This is a genomic window from Chitinophaga agrisoli (assembly GCF_008386695.1).
Taxonomy (GTDB): domain Bacteria; phylum Bacteroidota; class Bacteroidia; order Chitinophagales; family Chitinophagaceae; genus Chitinophaga; species Chitinophaga agrisoli.
Genome location: NZ_VUOC01000004.1, coordinates 2,776,854 through 2,791,071, shown reverse-complemented (window position 1 = coordinate 2,791,071; position 14,218 = coordinate 2,776,854). Strand labels below are relative to the sequence as shown.

Sequence of the window (14,218 nt, the reverse complement as noted above, 5' to 3'; positions counted from 1 at the left end):
ATATATAATTATGGCACCACAACCAGCAACTATTATAGCAGCTTTTGAGCGTAGCGGTATTATACCAGTGTTCTATCATGATGATGAAGCCACTTGTATTGAGGTGATGAAAGCCTGTTATGAGGCAGGCATACGGGTATTTGAATTCACCAACAGGGGAGAGAATGCCCGCCGGAACTTTGCCGCCATGCGCGATAAGAAGCTGGTAGATATGCCGGATATGTATCTGGGTATTGGCACTATTAAAAGCGCCGCGGATGCGGAATCCTATACCGGCCAGGGCGCGGATTTTATTGTAAGCCCTATTACAGATGAAGGCACCGCCGCCTATTGCCGCAAAGCCAATATCCTTTGGATACCTGGTTGTATGACGCCTTCAGAAATAGCGGTAGCAGAAAAGCAGGAAGCGCCGCTGGTAAAGCTGTTCCCTGGTAATGTGCTGGGCCCTGGTTTTGTAAAAGCTATCAAACCCTTGTTCCCCAATCTCAAATTTATGCCAACCGGCGGGGTAGAACCTACCCAGGAAAGCGTAAAATCCTGGTTCGATGCCGGTGTTGTTTGCGTGGGTATGGGCTCCAATCTGATCCCTAAACAGCTGATCGACAGCAAGGATTGGGCCGCGCTAAAGGCCAAAGTGATGCAAACGTTTGCATTTGTGAAAGCATTGCACTAAATTGAGAGCTGAAGCTTAGCAATATAAATTCCAAAATTATTATAATGAATTCCACTAAGACCGGAAACTATCGTTGGGCCATTTGTGCGCTGCTTTTTTTTGCCACCACTATCAACTACATTGACAGGCAGGTGATCGGTTTGCTGAAGCATGATCTGGAAGTGCAGTTCAACTGGTCAGAATCAGATTACAGTTATATCGTTATCGCTTTCTCCGCCGCCTATGCATTGGGTTTGCTGGCTTTTGGCCGCTTTGTGGACAAGATCGGCACCAAAATGGGCTATTCTCTTTCTCTTATTATCTGGAGTGTGGCGGCCATGGCGCATGCACTGGCTAAATCCACCCTGGGTTTTGGTATTGCCCGAGCTTCGCTGGGCCTGGGAGAATCCGGTAATTTCCCTGCTGCTATTAAAGCAGTGGCGGAATGGTTTCCTAAAAAGGAAAGGGCATTTGCCACTGGTATCTTTAACGCAGGCGCCAACCTGGGACCGGTAATAGCGCCGGCGCTGGTTTACTGGATCGCAAAAACGCAGGGATGGCAAAGCGCCTTTATCTGGACAGGCGCTATTGGCTTTATCTGGCTTATATTCTGGTTCATTTTTTATGATGTGCCGTCTAAAAGCAAACGCTTATCCAAAGAGGAATACGCATACATCCATAGCGACGCGGAAGAGCAGGTGCCTGTTCAACAAACAGAAAAGATAGGCTGGTTCAAATTATTTGGGATCCGCCAAACATGGGCGTTTGTATTTGGTAAACTGCTTACTGATCCGGTTTGGTGGTTCTTCCTGTTCTGGTTGCCTTCTTACCTGTCTTCTGCATTTGGTGTAGACCTGCAGGCCAGCTATGGTTTACCCATCATTATTATCTATACCATGGTGAGCGTTGGCAGCGTAGGCGGTGGGTGGTTGTCCTCCTTCCTGATCAAGAAAGGCTGGCCGGTATTCAAAGCGCGTAAAACATCTATGCTCATATTTGCGATCTGTGTGCTGCCGGTAATGACCATTCAGTTTACACACGATATGTGGGTGGCGGTAAGCCTGGTAGGTGTGGCCGCAGCGGCGCATCAGGCCTGGTCTGCCAATATCTTTACTACGGTGTCTGATATGTTCCCTAAATATGCCGTAAGCTCCGTAGTAGGTATCGGCGGTATGGCGGGCTCTATTGGCGGTATGCTGTTCCCCTTACTGGTGGGCTCTATGCTGGACCATTATAAGCTGCTGGGCGATGTGAACGTAGGTTACAATATCCTGTTTGTGATCTGCGGGTTTGCTTATCTGCTGGCCTGGGTGATCATGCACTTCTTTGCCCCTCGTATGGAGCAGGTGACCATCAAGAAATAATTACTAAGACAATCTCTTATAAAAACAAGAAGGTCCTGGCTTATCGTCAGGACCTTCTTGTTTTTATAGCCAATTATTTATTGCGTGCTTACAGGCTCACACCGCGTTTCCAGGGGATGAAATCATCCTGGTGCAGCTGTTCTGCCTTAGTGGTGGCTTCACCGCTGGCAGTTTTGATCACATATTCCAGGATCTCTTCGCCCATTGCTGCAATGCTTTTTTCACCGCTGATGATACCGCCGGTATTAATATCGATGATATCCGGCATACGCTGTGCCAGCTTGGTATTAGTAGCCAGTTTTACAACCGGGGCGATGGGATTGCCGGTAGGGGTGCCTAAGCCGGTGGTGAACAGTACCACGTTGGCGCCGGAACCTACTTCCGCAGAGGTGGACTCTACGTCGTTACCCGGTGTACACAGCAGGTTCAGGCCTGGTTTGGTTACATATTCTGTATAATCCAGCACATCTACTACAGGGGAGGTACCACCTTTTTTGGCTGCCCCGGCGGATTTGATGGCATCAGTGATGAGGCCGTCCTTGATATTACCGGGAGAGGGGTTCTGGTAAAACCCGGAGCCTACAGATTCTGCCTGGCTTTCATACGCCCGCATGATGCGGATGAATTTGTCGGAAGCGTTCTCTGTTACACAACGGTTGATCAGCTCCTGTTCCACCCCGCAGAGCTCAGGGAACTCAGAGAGGATGGAGGTGCCGCCCAGCGCTACCAGCAGATCGGACGTATGCCCTACAGCCGGGTTGGCGGAGATGCCGGAGAAACCGTCAGAGCCGCCGCATTCCAGGCCTATCACCAGTTTGGATAAGGGAGCGGGCTGGCGTTCGATCTTATTAGCCTCTACCAGCGCCAGGAAGGTTTCCTTAATAGCGGTAGAGAGCATATCGAACTCAGACTTGCTTTTCTGCTGTTCAAATACCAGTACAGGCTTGTCAAAAGAAGGGTTCAGCTTCTTTAGCGCGGTCTGTAAGATAGATACCTGTGCATGCTGGCATCCCAGGCTCAGGATGGTGGCGCCTGCTACGTTGGAGTGGTGGATATAGCCGGCCAGCAGTGCGCAGAGGGCCTCTGCATCCTGCTTGGTACCGCCGCAACCGCCTTCGTGTATCAGGAATTTAATACCATCTATATTAGAGAATACGTTGTTCTTTTTAGCGGCCGCTGTTACAGATGCCGGCTCGTAGGTCTTGATCGCATCCAGGTTACCGTTCTTGTACAGGTTTACCAGGTCATTCACCTGCTCATTGTACATTTCCGGCGGTGCAAAGCCCAGTCCCTTTTCAAAGGCAGTTTTAATAACGCCCACATTCCTGTTCTCACAGAAAACCATGGGTATTACCAGCCAGTAGTTACGGGTGCCTACCTGGCCATCCTTACGCGGGTAACCGTTAAAAGTGCGGTTCTTCCAGCTGCTAACGTCAGGCGCCTGCCATTGTATGCTGTCATCTTTTTCATGAAAGGCACTGGTATCATGGCGGATGTTGCCGGTGGTGATCAAATCGCCTTTGTGAAGCGGCTCATTCGCTTTGCCAACCAATACGCCATACATAGTGATCGCCTCGTCTGCTTTAAGATCAGTGAGCAGGAATTTATGCTTGGCGGGAACGTCTTTAGTCAGTTCCAGGGATGTACCGTTAAATTGTATGGGAGTGCCTGCAGGCAGGTCCTGCAGCGCTACCAATACGTTATCATCAGGATGTATTTGCAAATACGTGTTCATAATACTAAAGTAGCGAATAAGTGTTTTTGTTTTTAATACTAAAATGTTAATCCTTGATGAGATTTTGACCGGCAAAGAAACTAATAATCAGGCAAACAGCTGCGCTTATCTATGCAAACGTTTGCAAGATTCATGTTTTCGCGCTATCTTACCCTTACATTTAAATAACAAGGCATGAGTATACAGGCAGAAACAAGGTATGCAAGCAGCCCCCAGGAAGCCAGGGGCTGGAATACGGAACAGACCCGCGCAGCATTGCTGATAGAACAATTGTTTGAACAGGATGGCGTGCGGCTGGTGTATAGCCATTATGACCGCTTTATTACGGGCGGCATTATGCCCGTTAACAAGCCGGTAACACTGGAGCCGGTAGACCAGCTGAAGGCGCAGTACTTCCTTGAGCGCCGGGAGCTGGGTATTATTAACGTGGGCGGCGCCGGTATGGTAACGGTAGACGGCGAAGTGTTCGATATTGACTTTAAGGAAGCATTATATATAGGTAGGGGTAAAAAAGAGGTGATCTTCAGCAGCAAAAATGCGGGTACCCCGGCCAAATTCTATCTGAATTCCACACCCGCGCATACCACGTATCCTACCCGCCGCATCACGAAACAGGACGCGGAAGTAGTAACGCTGGGCGCTTTGGAAACGGCTAACCACCGCACCATTAATAAGCTGATCGTAAACAGCGTGCTGCCCACCTGCCAGCTGCAGATGGGTATGACGGAACTGAAACCCGGCAGCGTATGGAACACCATGCCGGCGCATACCCATGACCGCAGAATGGAGGTGTATTTCTATTTTGAAGTGCCACAGGGCCAGTCTGTATGCCATTTCTGGGGCCAGCCGCAGGAAACCCGTCATATATGGATGCAGAACGATCAGGCGGTTATTTCCCCGTCCTGGAGCATTCACTCCGGCGCAGGCACCAGCAATTATACCTTTATCTGGGGCATGGCAGGGGAGAACCTGGACTATGGGGATATGGATGGCTGTCCTATCACGGAACTGCGCTAATGGCCGTTTAATTGATATTATGACAGCTGGCGAGGCCTGTTGTCGATAAACCTGATCTTAAAACTTGTAAGGATGGTGCTTGAACAATTTAACCTGAAAGGGAAGACCGCGCTGGTAACAGGCTGCAAAAGAGGTATAGGTATGGCCATGGCAATAGCCCTGGCAGAGGCAGGAGCAGACATTATCGGCGTTTCCGCCTCACTGGAAACAAGCGGCAGCCAGGCAGAAAAGGCCGTAACGGCGCTGGGGCGTAAGTTTAGCGCCTACCAGTGTGATTTTGCAGACCGTAATGCATTATATGATTTCATACATAAGGTAAAGCAGGACTTCCCGGTAATAGATATACTGGTAAACAACGCCGGTACTATCCTGCGCAAACCGGCTGCGGAGCACCCGGATGAATATTGGGATACGGTGATCAACACAAACCTGAATGCCCAGTTTATCCTGACGCGCGAGATAGGTAAGGATATGCTCGCCAGGAAGCAGGGAAAGGTGATCTTTACGGCTTCCCTGCTCACGTTCCAGGGCGGCATCACCGTACCGGGCTACGCCGCCAGCAAAGGGGCTGTAGGCTCGCTGGTAAAGGCTTTTGCCAACGAGTGGGCATCTTCCGGCGTAAATGTAAATGCTATTGCCCCGGGATATATTGCTACCGATAATACGGCAGCCCTGCGGGCGGATGAGCAGCGCAGCAGCGCTATCCTGTCACGCATACCAGCCCAGCGCTGGGGCGAACCGGAGGACTTTAAAGGGCCGGTGGTTTTCCTGGCATCCGCCGCATCGGATTATGTACATGGTACTATCCTGACGGTGGACGGCGGCTGGATGGGACGCTGAGAATGATAACAGCTTGCCGGTAGTAGTTGGCAGTATATGACAACATTTGTAATTTACTACCATTATGAGCAAAAGATCAGAAAAGACCATCGTAGATATAGCGGAAGAGCTGAACCTGTCCGTTTCAACGGTATCCCGCGCCCTGAACGATCATCCTAACATCAGTGTTGGGACCAAAGAAAAGGTGAAGAAGATGGCGCGCAAGCTGGGGTATCGTCCAAATGCACTGGCAGCAGGTTTGCGCAATAATAAGAGCAAGACCATCGGGCTTATCATACCGCGCATTTCAATGTTTTTCCCCGCAGCTATCAGTACCATTATACAGAACAAGCTGCAGGAGTATGGCTACCACCTGATCATCTGCCAGTCTAACGACTCTTATGAACAGGAAGTAGCCCTGGTAAATACGCTGTACTCCGCCCGGGTGGATGGGTTAGCGGTATCTACCACGCTGCATACAACGGATTTTTCGCATTTCGATATATTCAAGGAACAGCATATTCCGCTGGTGTTCTTTGACCGTGTGCCGCTGAACCGTAATGTAAAAGTGATAAAGGGAGATGATTACCGGGGCGGTTTTGCGGCTATTGAGCACCTGATCCAGAAAGGCTGTAAGGATATTGTGCATATCTCCGGCCCGCTAAGCTGTAGTCTGTATGTAGAGCGGGTAGCAGGGGTGAAGGCTGCCTTCCAGCAATATAAGCTGCCATTCAAAAAGTCGCGGATGTTCTACCAGGAGCTTACGCGCGAGAATGCGCTGAAGGCCTGCGCACAGATCTTTGCCCAGCAGCCTTACCCGGATGGCATTTTTGCGGCTAATGATACCAGCGCAATTGCCATACTGCAATATTGCCGGGAGCTGAACCTGCGGGTGCCGGAGGATATTAAGATCATAGGCTATTCCAATGATCCGCGCAGCGAGATCGTTACGCCTGCTATCACTTCCGTAGACCAGTATCCTGAAATGATGGGAGAGCGGGTAGTGGCAGCATTAATAGAACTGTTAACAACACCGTCATCCGGTACGCACCGCTACTCGCAGGAGATCATTCCCATACAGGTGGTAGAAAGGGCCTCTACCGGCGGTGACACGATCGTAAAACCTAAGGCCAAAGCGAAGAAAGCAAAAGTTGAAAAATAGATTCCACAAATAAATACTCACGGATGCGAAAACTCAAATTTCTTACGGCCGGTTTACTCCTGGCCACATGGGCCTATATTGTACCGGCATCAGGACAGTCTGCAAAAAAAGAGTTGATCCAACATGCCAACCAGGCGCTTGACCTGGCAGCCAGACAGTATAAATTAATGGCGCAGCATGTGCCAGATACACTGCTACCACGTTCCACAAATAAGGATGGCAGCTTAATGACCTCTAATTCCCGCTGGTGGTGCAGTGGTTTTTTTCCCGGCACCTTATTGTACCTGTATGAATATACAAAAGACGATGCCCTGAAAGCGGAAGCACTGAAACGCCTGCAGGTGATCGAGCAGGAGAAGAACAATAAAGGCACACACGATCTGGGTTTTATGATGTACTGCAGTTTTGGCAATGCATACCGCCTGTTAAAAGACCCGGCCTATAAGGATGTGCTGCTGACCAGCGCCAGATCTTTGTCCACCCGTTTTAACCCTACGGTGGGTTGCATTAAATCCTGGGATCATGGCGCATTCACTTTCCCGGTGATCATTGATAATATGATGAACCTGGAGCTGCTTACCTGGGCCAGCCGTACCAGCGGCGATCCTTCCTTTGCCAAGATAGCCAATACGCACGCCAATACTACTATCAAAAACCATTTCCGCGAGGACTACAGTTCCTATCACGTGATAGACTATGACCCGGCTACAGGGGCGGTGCTGCAGAAGAAAACGCATCAGGGAGCGGCAGACAGCTCTGCCTGGTCACGCGGACAGGCCTGGGGGCTATATGGTTATACGATGATGTACCGTGAGACTAAAAACAAGGTGTACCTGAACCAGGCGAAACATATTGCTGATTTTATCTTGAATAATCCACAGTTGCCGGCAGATATGGTCCCTTATTGGGATTTTGATGCGCCGGGCATACCCAATGTACCGCGGGACGCCTCTGCTGCAGCGGTAGCTGCTTCCGCATTGCTGGAGTTAAGCCGTTATGCCGGTGGTAAGGATGCTGCGAGATACTGGACGGCGGCAGAGAAAATGCTGACCAGCCTGACCAGCCCAGCCTACCTGGCAAAAGAAGGTGAGAATAACAATTTTATACTAATGCATAGCACGGGCTCTTTCCCGCATAATTCAGAAGTGGATGTGCCGCTTAGTTACGCGGATTACTATTTTGTAGAAGCGCTGCTACGGTATAAACAGTGGGGAAAATAAAATGATGCTAATGTGCTGATGATAATGTTCATTCATCAGCACATTAGCATATCAACATATTAATTACTGATATCTATCAGGCCGTATTTGATCCCAAAAATCACCAGTCCTACCCTTGTCTTCACTTTCAGTTTCTCACACAGGCTGCTTTTATAATCATCGATCGTACGCGGGCTTACATACATTTTTTGTGCGATCTCTTTGTAGGATAACTCTGTGCATAATAATTGCAGGAAGTATTTTTCCTTTGGCGTAAGGTCTATTTTCTCACTTACGGACAGCACGTCTTTCTGCAGGCCGGAGATCACTTTACCGGATATATAATCCGGCAGGTAAAAATCTTTTTTGATAATGGAATCAAATGCGTCTTTCAGGTCGTCTGGTTCTACATTTTTCATGATGTAGCCTTTGGCGCCGGATTTCAGCATTTTGATGATCACAGATTCATCGTTCAGCATAGACAGGGCCAGTACTTTGATCTGAGGGAAATGGTTGTTGATCCAGGTAGCGGTCTCGTAACCGTTCATGCCTGGCATGTTCACGTCCAGTATCAGGATATCAGGTAATTGTATTTCGCGGCTGTTAATGATCTTAATAACTTCTTCACCGTTGCTGGCTTCAAACAGCATGAAGTAATCGTTAAAGGTATTAATAAGCCTGCCCAGCGCTTTGCGTACCAGCACATGGTCATCGGCAATCGCCACACTATACTTGGCTTTCTTCGTGGTGCTCATGGAAAGGTTGTTTATTTACGGGTATGGTTATGCGAATAGTTGTTCCTCCGTTCTTTATGCTATCGATGTTACAGTGACCACCGATAAGGGTGGCTCTTTTCCGGATATTCCGCAGTCCAAGGCCCTTTGGGTTTTCTTTTATGAACAGCGACCCGGGGTCAAATCCCACACCATTATCCCGTATTTCAAGATTAATGATGTCGTTTTCATGGGTCAGGTATATTTCCAGTTCACTGGCCCTTGCATGCTTTACGAAGTTGTTCAGCATCTCCTGTACGATTCTGAAGAGAATGATCTCTGTCTGGTGATCCATCAGGTTACGGACATCCGTAAAAATAAAGGAAGTTTTGTACAAATTCGTTCTTTCCAGCCTTTGTAGCTCAAATTCAATGGATTTTACGAGCCCTATTTCCATTATCCGTTCTGTCTGCAGCCCTTTGGACAGGTCGCGCAGCTCCGTTATGGCTTTCTGCAGCATTTTACGGCTCTCCTCTATATAAAGATGCGCCTCACTACCGTTCTCTACCGGTACGGTTAACAGTGAAAGGGACACAAAGGTGAGGGATTGACCAATATTGTCATGAATTTCCTGGGAAAGGTTGCCAAAGATGTTTTCCTGGATCTCCAGCTGGGTGCGCAGGAGCTCCTGCTCATACTTCTCTTTCATTAAACGCAGCTCCTGTACCTGGGCAAGGCGGCTCTTCTGGTTCAGGATCAGCATAATAATGATGAAACCTACCAGGAACAACAACAGGATCGTGGTTGTAATGATTACGATGGCAACTTCCGGAAATTCAGACTGCATAAGGACGATATACAATACAGTAAATAAAGAATGATACTTGTAATGGTGTTGATGTTGGCGAAAGTCTTGAATGCATACTGAGGAAGATTACCAATAAAGTTTAAAAGGCCCAGGTAAGGTACGGTGATCGTATTAAAGAACAATAAACCGGTGGCAATCCAGAACGATGGCTCCCGTAGCAGGTTTTGCCGGCCCGGGAACTTGATGCGCTGATAAAAATAAAAGATGCTGCAGATAACAACGATCACGGCGCCTACAATATAGCTATAAGTGCCGAAATGGTGGGGGCCCTGTATGAAATAAATGTTCAGCATGGCCGTAATGGGATACAAGAGTAATATCCAGCTAAAGATCCTTCTGGCCTTTCCTTCCAGTAAAAAGGAGCGCAGCAGGTAAATGGCGTAAGTGATATGCAGTACCAGGTAGAAATTGTACAGCTCAAAATTACTTTTGCCATGTCTGCTCCACCACCAGCCACTACATTCTACAATAAGTGTTACAAGTATATAACAGGTAAATAACGGCAGGTAACGGGGGGGATCTTTTTTCAATAGGGAGGCCAGGCTTATTATCAGACAGATAATGATGACAATTATATGGGGCGGTATCGTATAAAGCAGTTCTGTCAGATTAGCATCATTCATAATAAAGGTTAAAAATACGGTATCAAAATAGGAAACTCCAATGAATTACAGGCATGTAGACAAAAAGCTGCCAGACAATCCGATTGTCTGGCAGCTTTTTTAGTAAAGAAAATAGGTCGCAGTCAGGAAGATTGTTTGGCAAGGAAAAAGATGTTCTTTTCCTTACCTCCGTTGCTGCCGCAATTGGGCGGGCAGATACTGCCAAAATTGAAGGCTATTACCTCTGGCCCTTTGCGGGTAGAGACATACAGATCCTTGTTTTCGGTTTTACCCGTGTCGCTTTGTTTCTGCTGGGTAGCAACAAACACAACGGTTTGACGGCCTTCGAGCAGGATGTTTTCTGGATATGTGGAAGGATAGGCTCCGAAGTAGACGCGTACGCCATCTGCTCCGGCGGCAGCGGCAGTTTCCAAATATTCTTTCAATTCATCCAAGCTGTACCAAACACTTAATGAGTCCGGTTTACCAAGATGATTTGAATTCTCAACCCATCTTTCAGTACGGTAATTCTCACGGAGTTCATTTACATGACGAGCGTCCACGAATTTGCCCGCTTTATTGATTTGTTTAGTAGAGGACATAATCGGAAGTTTTAGTTAGTGATCAAATAATATCCTAAAGCTAGTATCAAATGTGATATAAAGAGATTTATAAATTATTTATTTTCATTAGATATTAAATTAGCTAGATTCATAATATAACTATAATCACATCATATTGAAAAATAGCTAATATAAAAACCGGTTTTTACCGCACAAAATGCAGATAAATACGCATGTTAAATTGCGTAAATCACGGTACGATCCCTTGGGGATTTACCGGTGCCCATTTTGTGCACTTATGCAAAGGGTGATTTTCAATGAGGGAAAGCTGAAAATCTGCATTCCTGGTTTCCGTACATATAAAAGTACGTTGTAAAGACCGTCAAATTACGGGGATGTTAGTACCGTGATTCACGCAGTCCATTACTTCATAAAAACACATTTTAAGGTTAGTTTATTAACGGGTTTTTGGCCACAGTTTGCACGCAAATATATGTTCGTCACCGTTAGTATTGTCCACCCCAAATTCCGGCTAATGGCGGCTGGTTAAAGGTTTCACTCTTTTAAGCCTGGGCCCCGGATCCCTGCCTCGTCAACTCTAAGATAGGACTTTTGCTGCAGGTAAACTTTGCGTTTAAGCCTTCAGCACTTTTTTATTGAATTCATTTCGATAATTTGAACTTGCAATTGAGACATACATCTGTTGTAAAGATTACCCCCGATAACTTTTTGTACTCTTGTGAAAACCCAATTGTATTGTCCCCCCCAAAGTACCATAATTGGCCTGTTGTTTAGCAGGCCTTTTCTTTTTTTATTACCTGCCGTAACAATATATCCCAATTTGAATATCAGTGCTTTAACGGGATCGTAAATAATGCCGGACTACCCGCTAAGGCACGCCTGCACATAAAGGAAACGGGTAGCCGTTCCTGGTATAAAACTAATCAACTTATGGGCTGTATCTGCGGGGGAGGCGAGGAGGGGGAGAAGCAGGCAGCGAACGCAACGGTTCGCCGCCCGCTTTTATATGAGGTCTATTGGTAGTTCTTCTTGGCTGGTTTGGCGCCCATGTAAAAAGTAAGCTGGCCGCCATTCATGATATCCTGGTGGGTAATAAACGGTTGCGTAAGCGTGCGCCCGTTCAGCACCACTTTTTGTACATATACATTGGTATCGCTCTGGCCTTTGGTATCTATAATAAAAGTTTTGCCATTTTCCAACTGAAGGCTGGCGTGTTCCATAGCAGGGCTGCCCAGTGCATACTGATCGCTGCCGGGGCATACGGGGTAAAAACCAAGGGTGGTAAAGATGTACCAGGCGCTCATCTGCCCACAATCATCATTGCCGCCCAGGCCATCCGGCGCGGGTTTGTACATTTTTTTCAGGATCATGCGTACCCGTTCCTGGGTTTTCCAGGGAGCATGGGTCCAGTTATACAGGTAGGCCACATGGTGCGAGGGCTCGTTACCGTGCACATAGTTGCCAATGATGCCATCCCGGGTTATATCCTCTGTTTCTGCAAAGAACTCATCCGGCAGGTGCATGGTGAAAAGGGAATCCAGGTGCTGTACAAATCTTTCCTGTCCGCCCATCATCTGGATCATTTCTGCCGGGGCCTGGGGTACGTACAGGCTATAGTTCCAGGCATTGCCTTCAATAAAGCCCTGGTTGATGGTGGTTAACGCATCAAACTGTTTACGGAAACTGCCATCGCTCATTTTGGGCCGCATAAAGCCGGTACCGGCATCATATACATGTTTGAAATTAGCGGCCCTTTGTATGAATTCATTGTAGATATCTGTCCTGTTTAGCTTTTTTGCCATCTGTGCTATACACCAGTCGTCATAGGCATACTCCAGCGTTTTGGATACGGAGGAAGAATTCTTGTCTTCCGGTACATAACCGTACTGCATGTAGTACTCAATGCCGTCATATAACTTATAGCGGGCGGTATTTACGCAGGCTTCCAGCGCGTGATCCACGTCAAAAGGCGCGTTGCCCTTTATTACGGCGTCTGCGATCACAGATACGCTGTGATAACCTGTCATACACCAGTTCTCATTGGCGTAATGTGACCACACCGGCAGCATTTTATGCACGCTTTGGTCATAGTGGGCCAGCATGGATTGGATCATATCGGCATTACGTTTTGGCTGAATGATATTGAACAGCGGGTGTAATGCGCGGTAGGTATCCCACAGTGAAAAAGTGGTATAGTTCGTAAATCCTTTGGCTACATGGTTGTTCTGGTCCAGGCCGCGGTAACCGCCATCTGCATCCATATAAGTAGTGGGGCTCAGGAAAGCATGGTACATGGCGGTGTAAAAGTTCAGCATCTCATCGGGGCTGGTGGCTTTGATGGCAATCTTCTGCAGTTCTTTGTTCCAGAGGGCCTGGCCGTCCTGTTTTACTTTATCAAAGTCCCAATGCGGTATCTCAGTGCGCAGGTTATTCAGCGCGCCTGCTGTGCTTACCGGCGAGAGCGCAAACTTGATCTTGATCTTTTCCCCGGCGGTGGTCTTGAAATCAAAATAGGCCCTTATCTGCCGGCCGCCCATTTCCGGGAAATTATGCGCCTGGTCAAATTTGCCGTAAAAGCCGCGGTACACATCATGTGCATAGTTCTTATGACCGTAACGGTAGAATGGTTTGGAAAAGCTCATGGCAAAATACACGATACGGGTACGGCCCCAACCATTGGTCTGGCGGAAACCGGTCACCAGTGTATCATTCTCTACCCGCACAAAGGTCCATACGTTCTTGTTCTCATAATTATAGATACCGGCCATCAGGTCCAGTATAATATGCGCCTGGTCCGTTTGCGGAAAAGTATATTGATGAAAGCCCACCCGGTTGCTGGCCGTCAGCTCCGCCTGTATATTATACTCATCCAGCTTTACCTTATAGTAATCCGGCTCTGCTACTTCTGTTGCGTGGGAGAAAGTAGAGCGGTAGCCGCTTTCCGGTTGCGTGGCGGTGCCGGGGTTGAGCTGCAGGGCGCCGGTAGTGGGCATGATCAGGAAATCGCCCAGGTCAGAATGGCCGGTGCCGCTGAAATGTGTATGACTAAAACCGGTGATGGTCTTATCATCATATTGGTATCCGGCGCAGTATTTATACACATCCGGATTGTACTTGCCATTCATTTCATAGGGAATGGTATCTGTTTCCGGGCTTAGCTGCACCATGCCAAAAGGTACGGTGGCGCCGGGATAAGTATGCCCCATTTTTTGTGTGCCTATGATGGGCTTTACATATTGCGTGAGATTTACGTCCGGTGCGGTTTGCGCAAACAGCGGCAACTGAGTACAGCAAAGGACGTGGAATAACAGTTTCTTCATGTTCAATAAAACGCTATTATATTATAAAAAGTGCCATTAAAGATAAACCGTTTTAGCTATGGGAGGGAATTATTTGGGTGGTATTAGGAATTTACGCAATAGGTGAGGAGTGGCTGGCATTCTGCCGTATTCCGGGGCAATGGGATAGTGTGGTATAGTGGGGAGGGCTATATCTATTATATT

At 47.8% G+C, this 14,218-nt stretch carries 12 protein-coding genes; 6 read left to right on the top strand and 6 right to left on the bottom strand.

Annotated features, from left to right (window positions below; all coding sequences use genetic code 11):
- Positions 1 to 10: 10 nt before the first annotated feature.
- Positions 11 to 673 carry a beta/alpha barrel domain-containing protein gene (locus F0L74_RS30125; RefSeq protein WP_149841592.1) on the top strand — a complete coding sequence of 221 codons (663 nt, stop codon included), beginning with the start codon at positions 11 to 13 and terminating at the stop codon, positions 671 to 673.
- 44 nt (positions 674 to 717) lie between these two features.
- Positions 718 to 2,016 carry an MFS transporter gene (locus F0L74_RS30120; RefSeq protein WP_149841591.1) on the top strand — a complete coding sequence of 433 codons (1,299 nt, stop codon included), beginning with the start codon at positions 718 to 720 and terminating at the stop codon, positions 2,014 to 2,016.
- 88 nt (positions 2,017 to 2,104) lie between these two features.
- On the opposite strand, the gene F0L74_RS30115 is transcribed toward F0L74_RS30120, so the two are convergent.
- Positions 2,105 to 3,751, bottom strand: coding sequence for a UxaA family hydrolase (locus F0L74_RS30115; RefSeq protein ID WP_149841590.1), 1,647 nt, complete (start codon positions 3,749 to 3,751; stop codon positions 2,105 to 2,107).
- Positions 3,752 to 3,925: 174 nt separating this feature from the next.
- Here F0L74_RS30115 and kduI point away from each other — a divergent pair, with 174 nt between their 5' ends.
- The 4 genes from kduI (at position 3,926) to F0L74_RS30095 (ending at position 7,969) form a co-directional block, all read left to right on the top strand.
- Positions 3,926 to 4,768 carry a 5-dehydro-4-deoxy-D-glucuronate isomerase gene (gene kduI, locus F0L74_RS30110; RefSeq protein ID WP_149841589.1) on the top strand — a complete coding sequence of 281 codons (843 nt, stop codon included), beginning with the start codon at positions 3,926 to 3,928 and terminating at the stop codon, positions 4,766 to 4,768.
- Positions 4,769 to 4,843: 75 nt separating this feature from the next.
- Entirely contained in the window at positions 4,844 to 5,608 is a 765-nt protein-coding gene (locus F0L74_RS30105; protein ID WP_188316271.1) for an SDR family oxidoreductase, read from the top strand.
- Between the two features lie 64 nt (positions 5,609 to 5,672).
- Positions 5,673 to 6,749 carry a LacI family DNA-binding transcriptional regulator gene (locus tag F0L74_RS30100; RefSeq protein ID WP_149841587.1) on the top strand — a complete coding sequence of 359 codons (1,077 nt, stop codon included), beginning with the start codon at positions 5,673 to 5,675 and terminating at the stop codon, positions 6,747 to 6,749.
- A 23-nt stretch (positions 6,750 to 6,772) separates the two neighbouring features.
- Positions 6,773 to 7,969 (top strand): glycoside hydrolase family 88 protein, encoded by a 1,197-nt coding sequence (locus F0L74_RS30095; RefSeq protein ID WP_149841586.1) that lies wholly within the window; start codon positions 6,773 to 6,775, stop codon positions 7,967 to 7,969.
- A gap of 59 nt (positions 7,970 to 8,028) precedes the next feature.
- Here F0L74_RS30095 and F0L74_RS30090 read toward each other — a convergent pair whose 3' ends face one another.
- From F0L74_RS30090 to F0L74_RS30070, 5 genes are all read right to left on the bottom strand, one after another.
- Positions 8,029 to 8,703, bottom strand: coding sequence for a response regulator transcription factor (locus F0L74_RS30090; protein ID WP_149841585.1), 675 nt, complete (start codon positions 8,701 to 8,703; stop codon positions 8,029 to 8,031).
- Positions 8,675 to 9,508, bottom strand: a complete 834-nt coding sequence (locus F0L74_RS30085; protein WP_149841584.1) for a sensor histidine kinase — start codon at positions 9,506 to 9,508, stop codon at positions 8,675 to 8,677. The genes F0L74_RS30090 and F0L74_RS30085 overlap by 29 nt, the downstream gene beginning before the upstream one ends.
- On the bottom strand, positions 9,475 to 10,152 hold the full coding sequence (locus tag F0L74_RS30080) for a hypothetical protein (RefSeq protein WP_149841583.1): 678 nt from the start codon (positions 10,150 to 10,152) through the stop codon (positions 9,475 to 9,477). The genes F0L74_RS30085 and F0L74_RS30080 overlap by 34 nt, the downstream gene beginning before the upstream one ends.
- Positions 10,153 to 10,274: 122 nt before the next feature.
- Positions 10,275 to 10,733: a hypothetical protein gene (locus F0L74_RS30075; protein WP_149841582.1), complete on the bottom strand. Its 459-nt coding sequence runs from the start codon at positions 10,731 to 10,733 to the stop codon at positions 10,275 to 10,277.
- 995 nt (positions 10,734 to 11,728) lie between these two features.
- The gene (locus tag F0L74_RS30070; RefSeq protein WP_149841581.1) at positions 11,729 to 14,035 is read right to left on the bottom strand and encodes a GH92 family glycosyl hydrolase; all 2,307 of its coding nucleotides are present in this window, start codon (positions 14,033 to 14,035) and stop codon (positions 11,729 to 11,731) included.
- Between the last annotated feature and the right edge of the window lie 183 nt (positions 14,036 to 14,218).

Bases quoted from the DNA above. Each gene is read 5' to 3' on its own strand.
- F0L74_RS30070 (WP_149841581.1), bottom strand. From the start codon at position 14,035: ATGAAGAAACTGTTATTCCACGTCCTTTGCTGTACTCAGTTGCCGCTG.
- F0L74_RS30090 (WP_149841585.1), bottom strand. From the start codon at position 8,703: ATGAGCACCACGAAGAAAGCCAAGTATAGTGTGGCGATTGCCGATGAC.
- kduI (WP_149841589.1), top strand. From the start codon at position 3,926: ATGAGTATACAGGCAGAAACAAGGTATGCAAGCAGCCCCCAGGAAGCC.
- F0L74_RS30100 (WP_149841587.1), top strand. From the start codon at position 5,673: ATGAGCAAAAGATCAGAAAAGACCATCGTAGATATAGCGGAAGAGCTG.
- F0L74_RS30115 (WP_149841590.1), bottom strand. From the start codon at position 3,751: ATGAACACGTATTTGCAAATACATCCTGATGATAACGTATTGGTAGCG.
- F0L74_RS30085 (WP_149841584.1), bottom strand. From the start codon at position 9,508: ATGCAGTCTGAATTTCCGGAAGTTGCCATCGTAATCATTACAACCACG.
- F0L74_RS30095 (WP_149841586.1), top strand. From the start codon at position 6,773: ATGCGAAAACTCAAATTTCTTACGGCCGGTTTACTCCTGGCCACATGG.
- F0L74_RS30080 (WP_149841583.1), bottom strand. From the start codon at position 10,152: ATGAATGATGCTAATCTGACAGAACTGCTTTATACGATACCGCCCCAT.
- F0L74_RS30075 (WP_149841582.1), bottom strand. From the start codon at position 10,733: ATGTCCTCTACTAAACAAATCAATAAAGCGGGCAAATTCGTGGACGCT.
- F0L74_RS30120 (WP_149841591.1), top strand. From the start codon at position 718: ATGAATTCCACTAAGACCGGAAACTATCGTTGGGCCATTTGTGCGCTG.
- F0L74_RS30125 (WP_149841592.1), top strand. From the start codon at position 11: ATGGCACCACAACCAGCAACTATTATAGCAGCTTTTGAGCGTAGCGGT.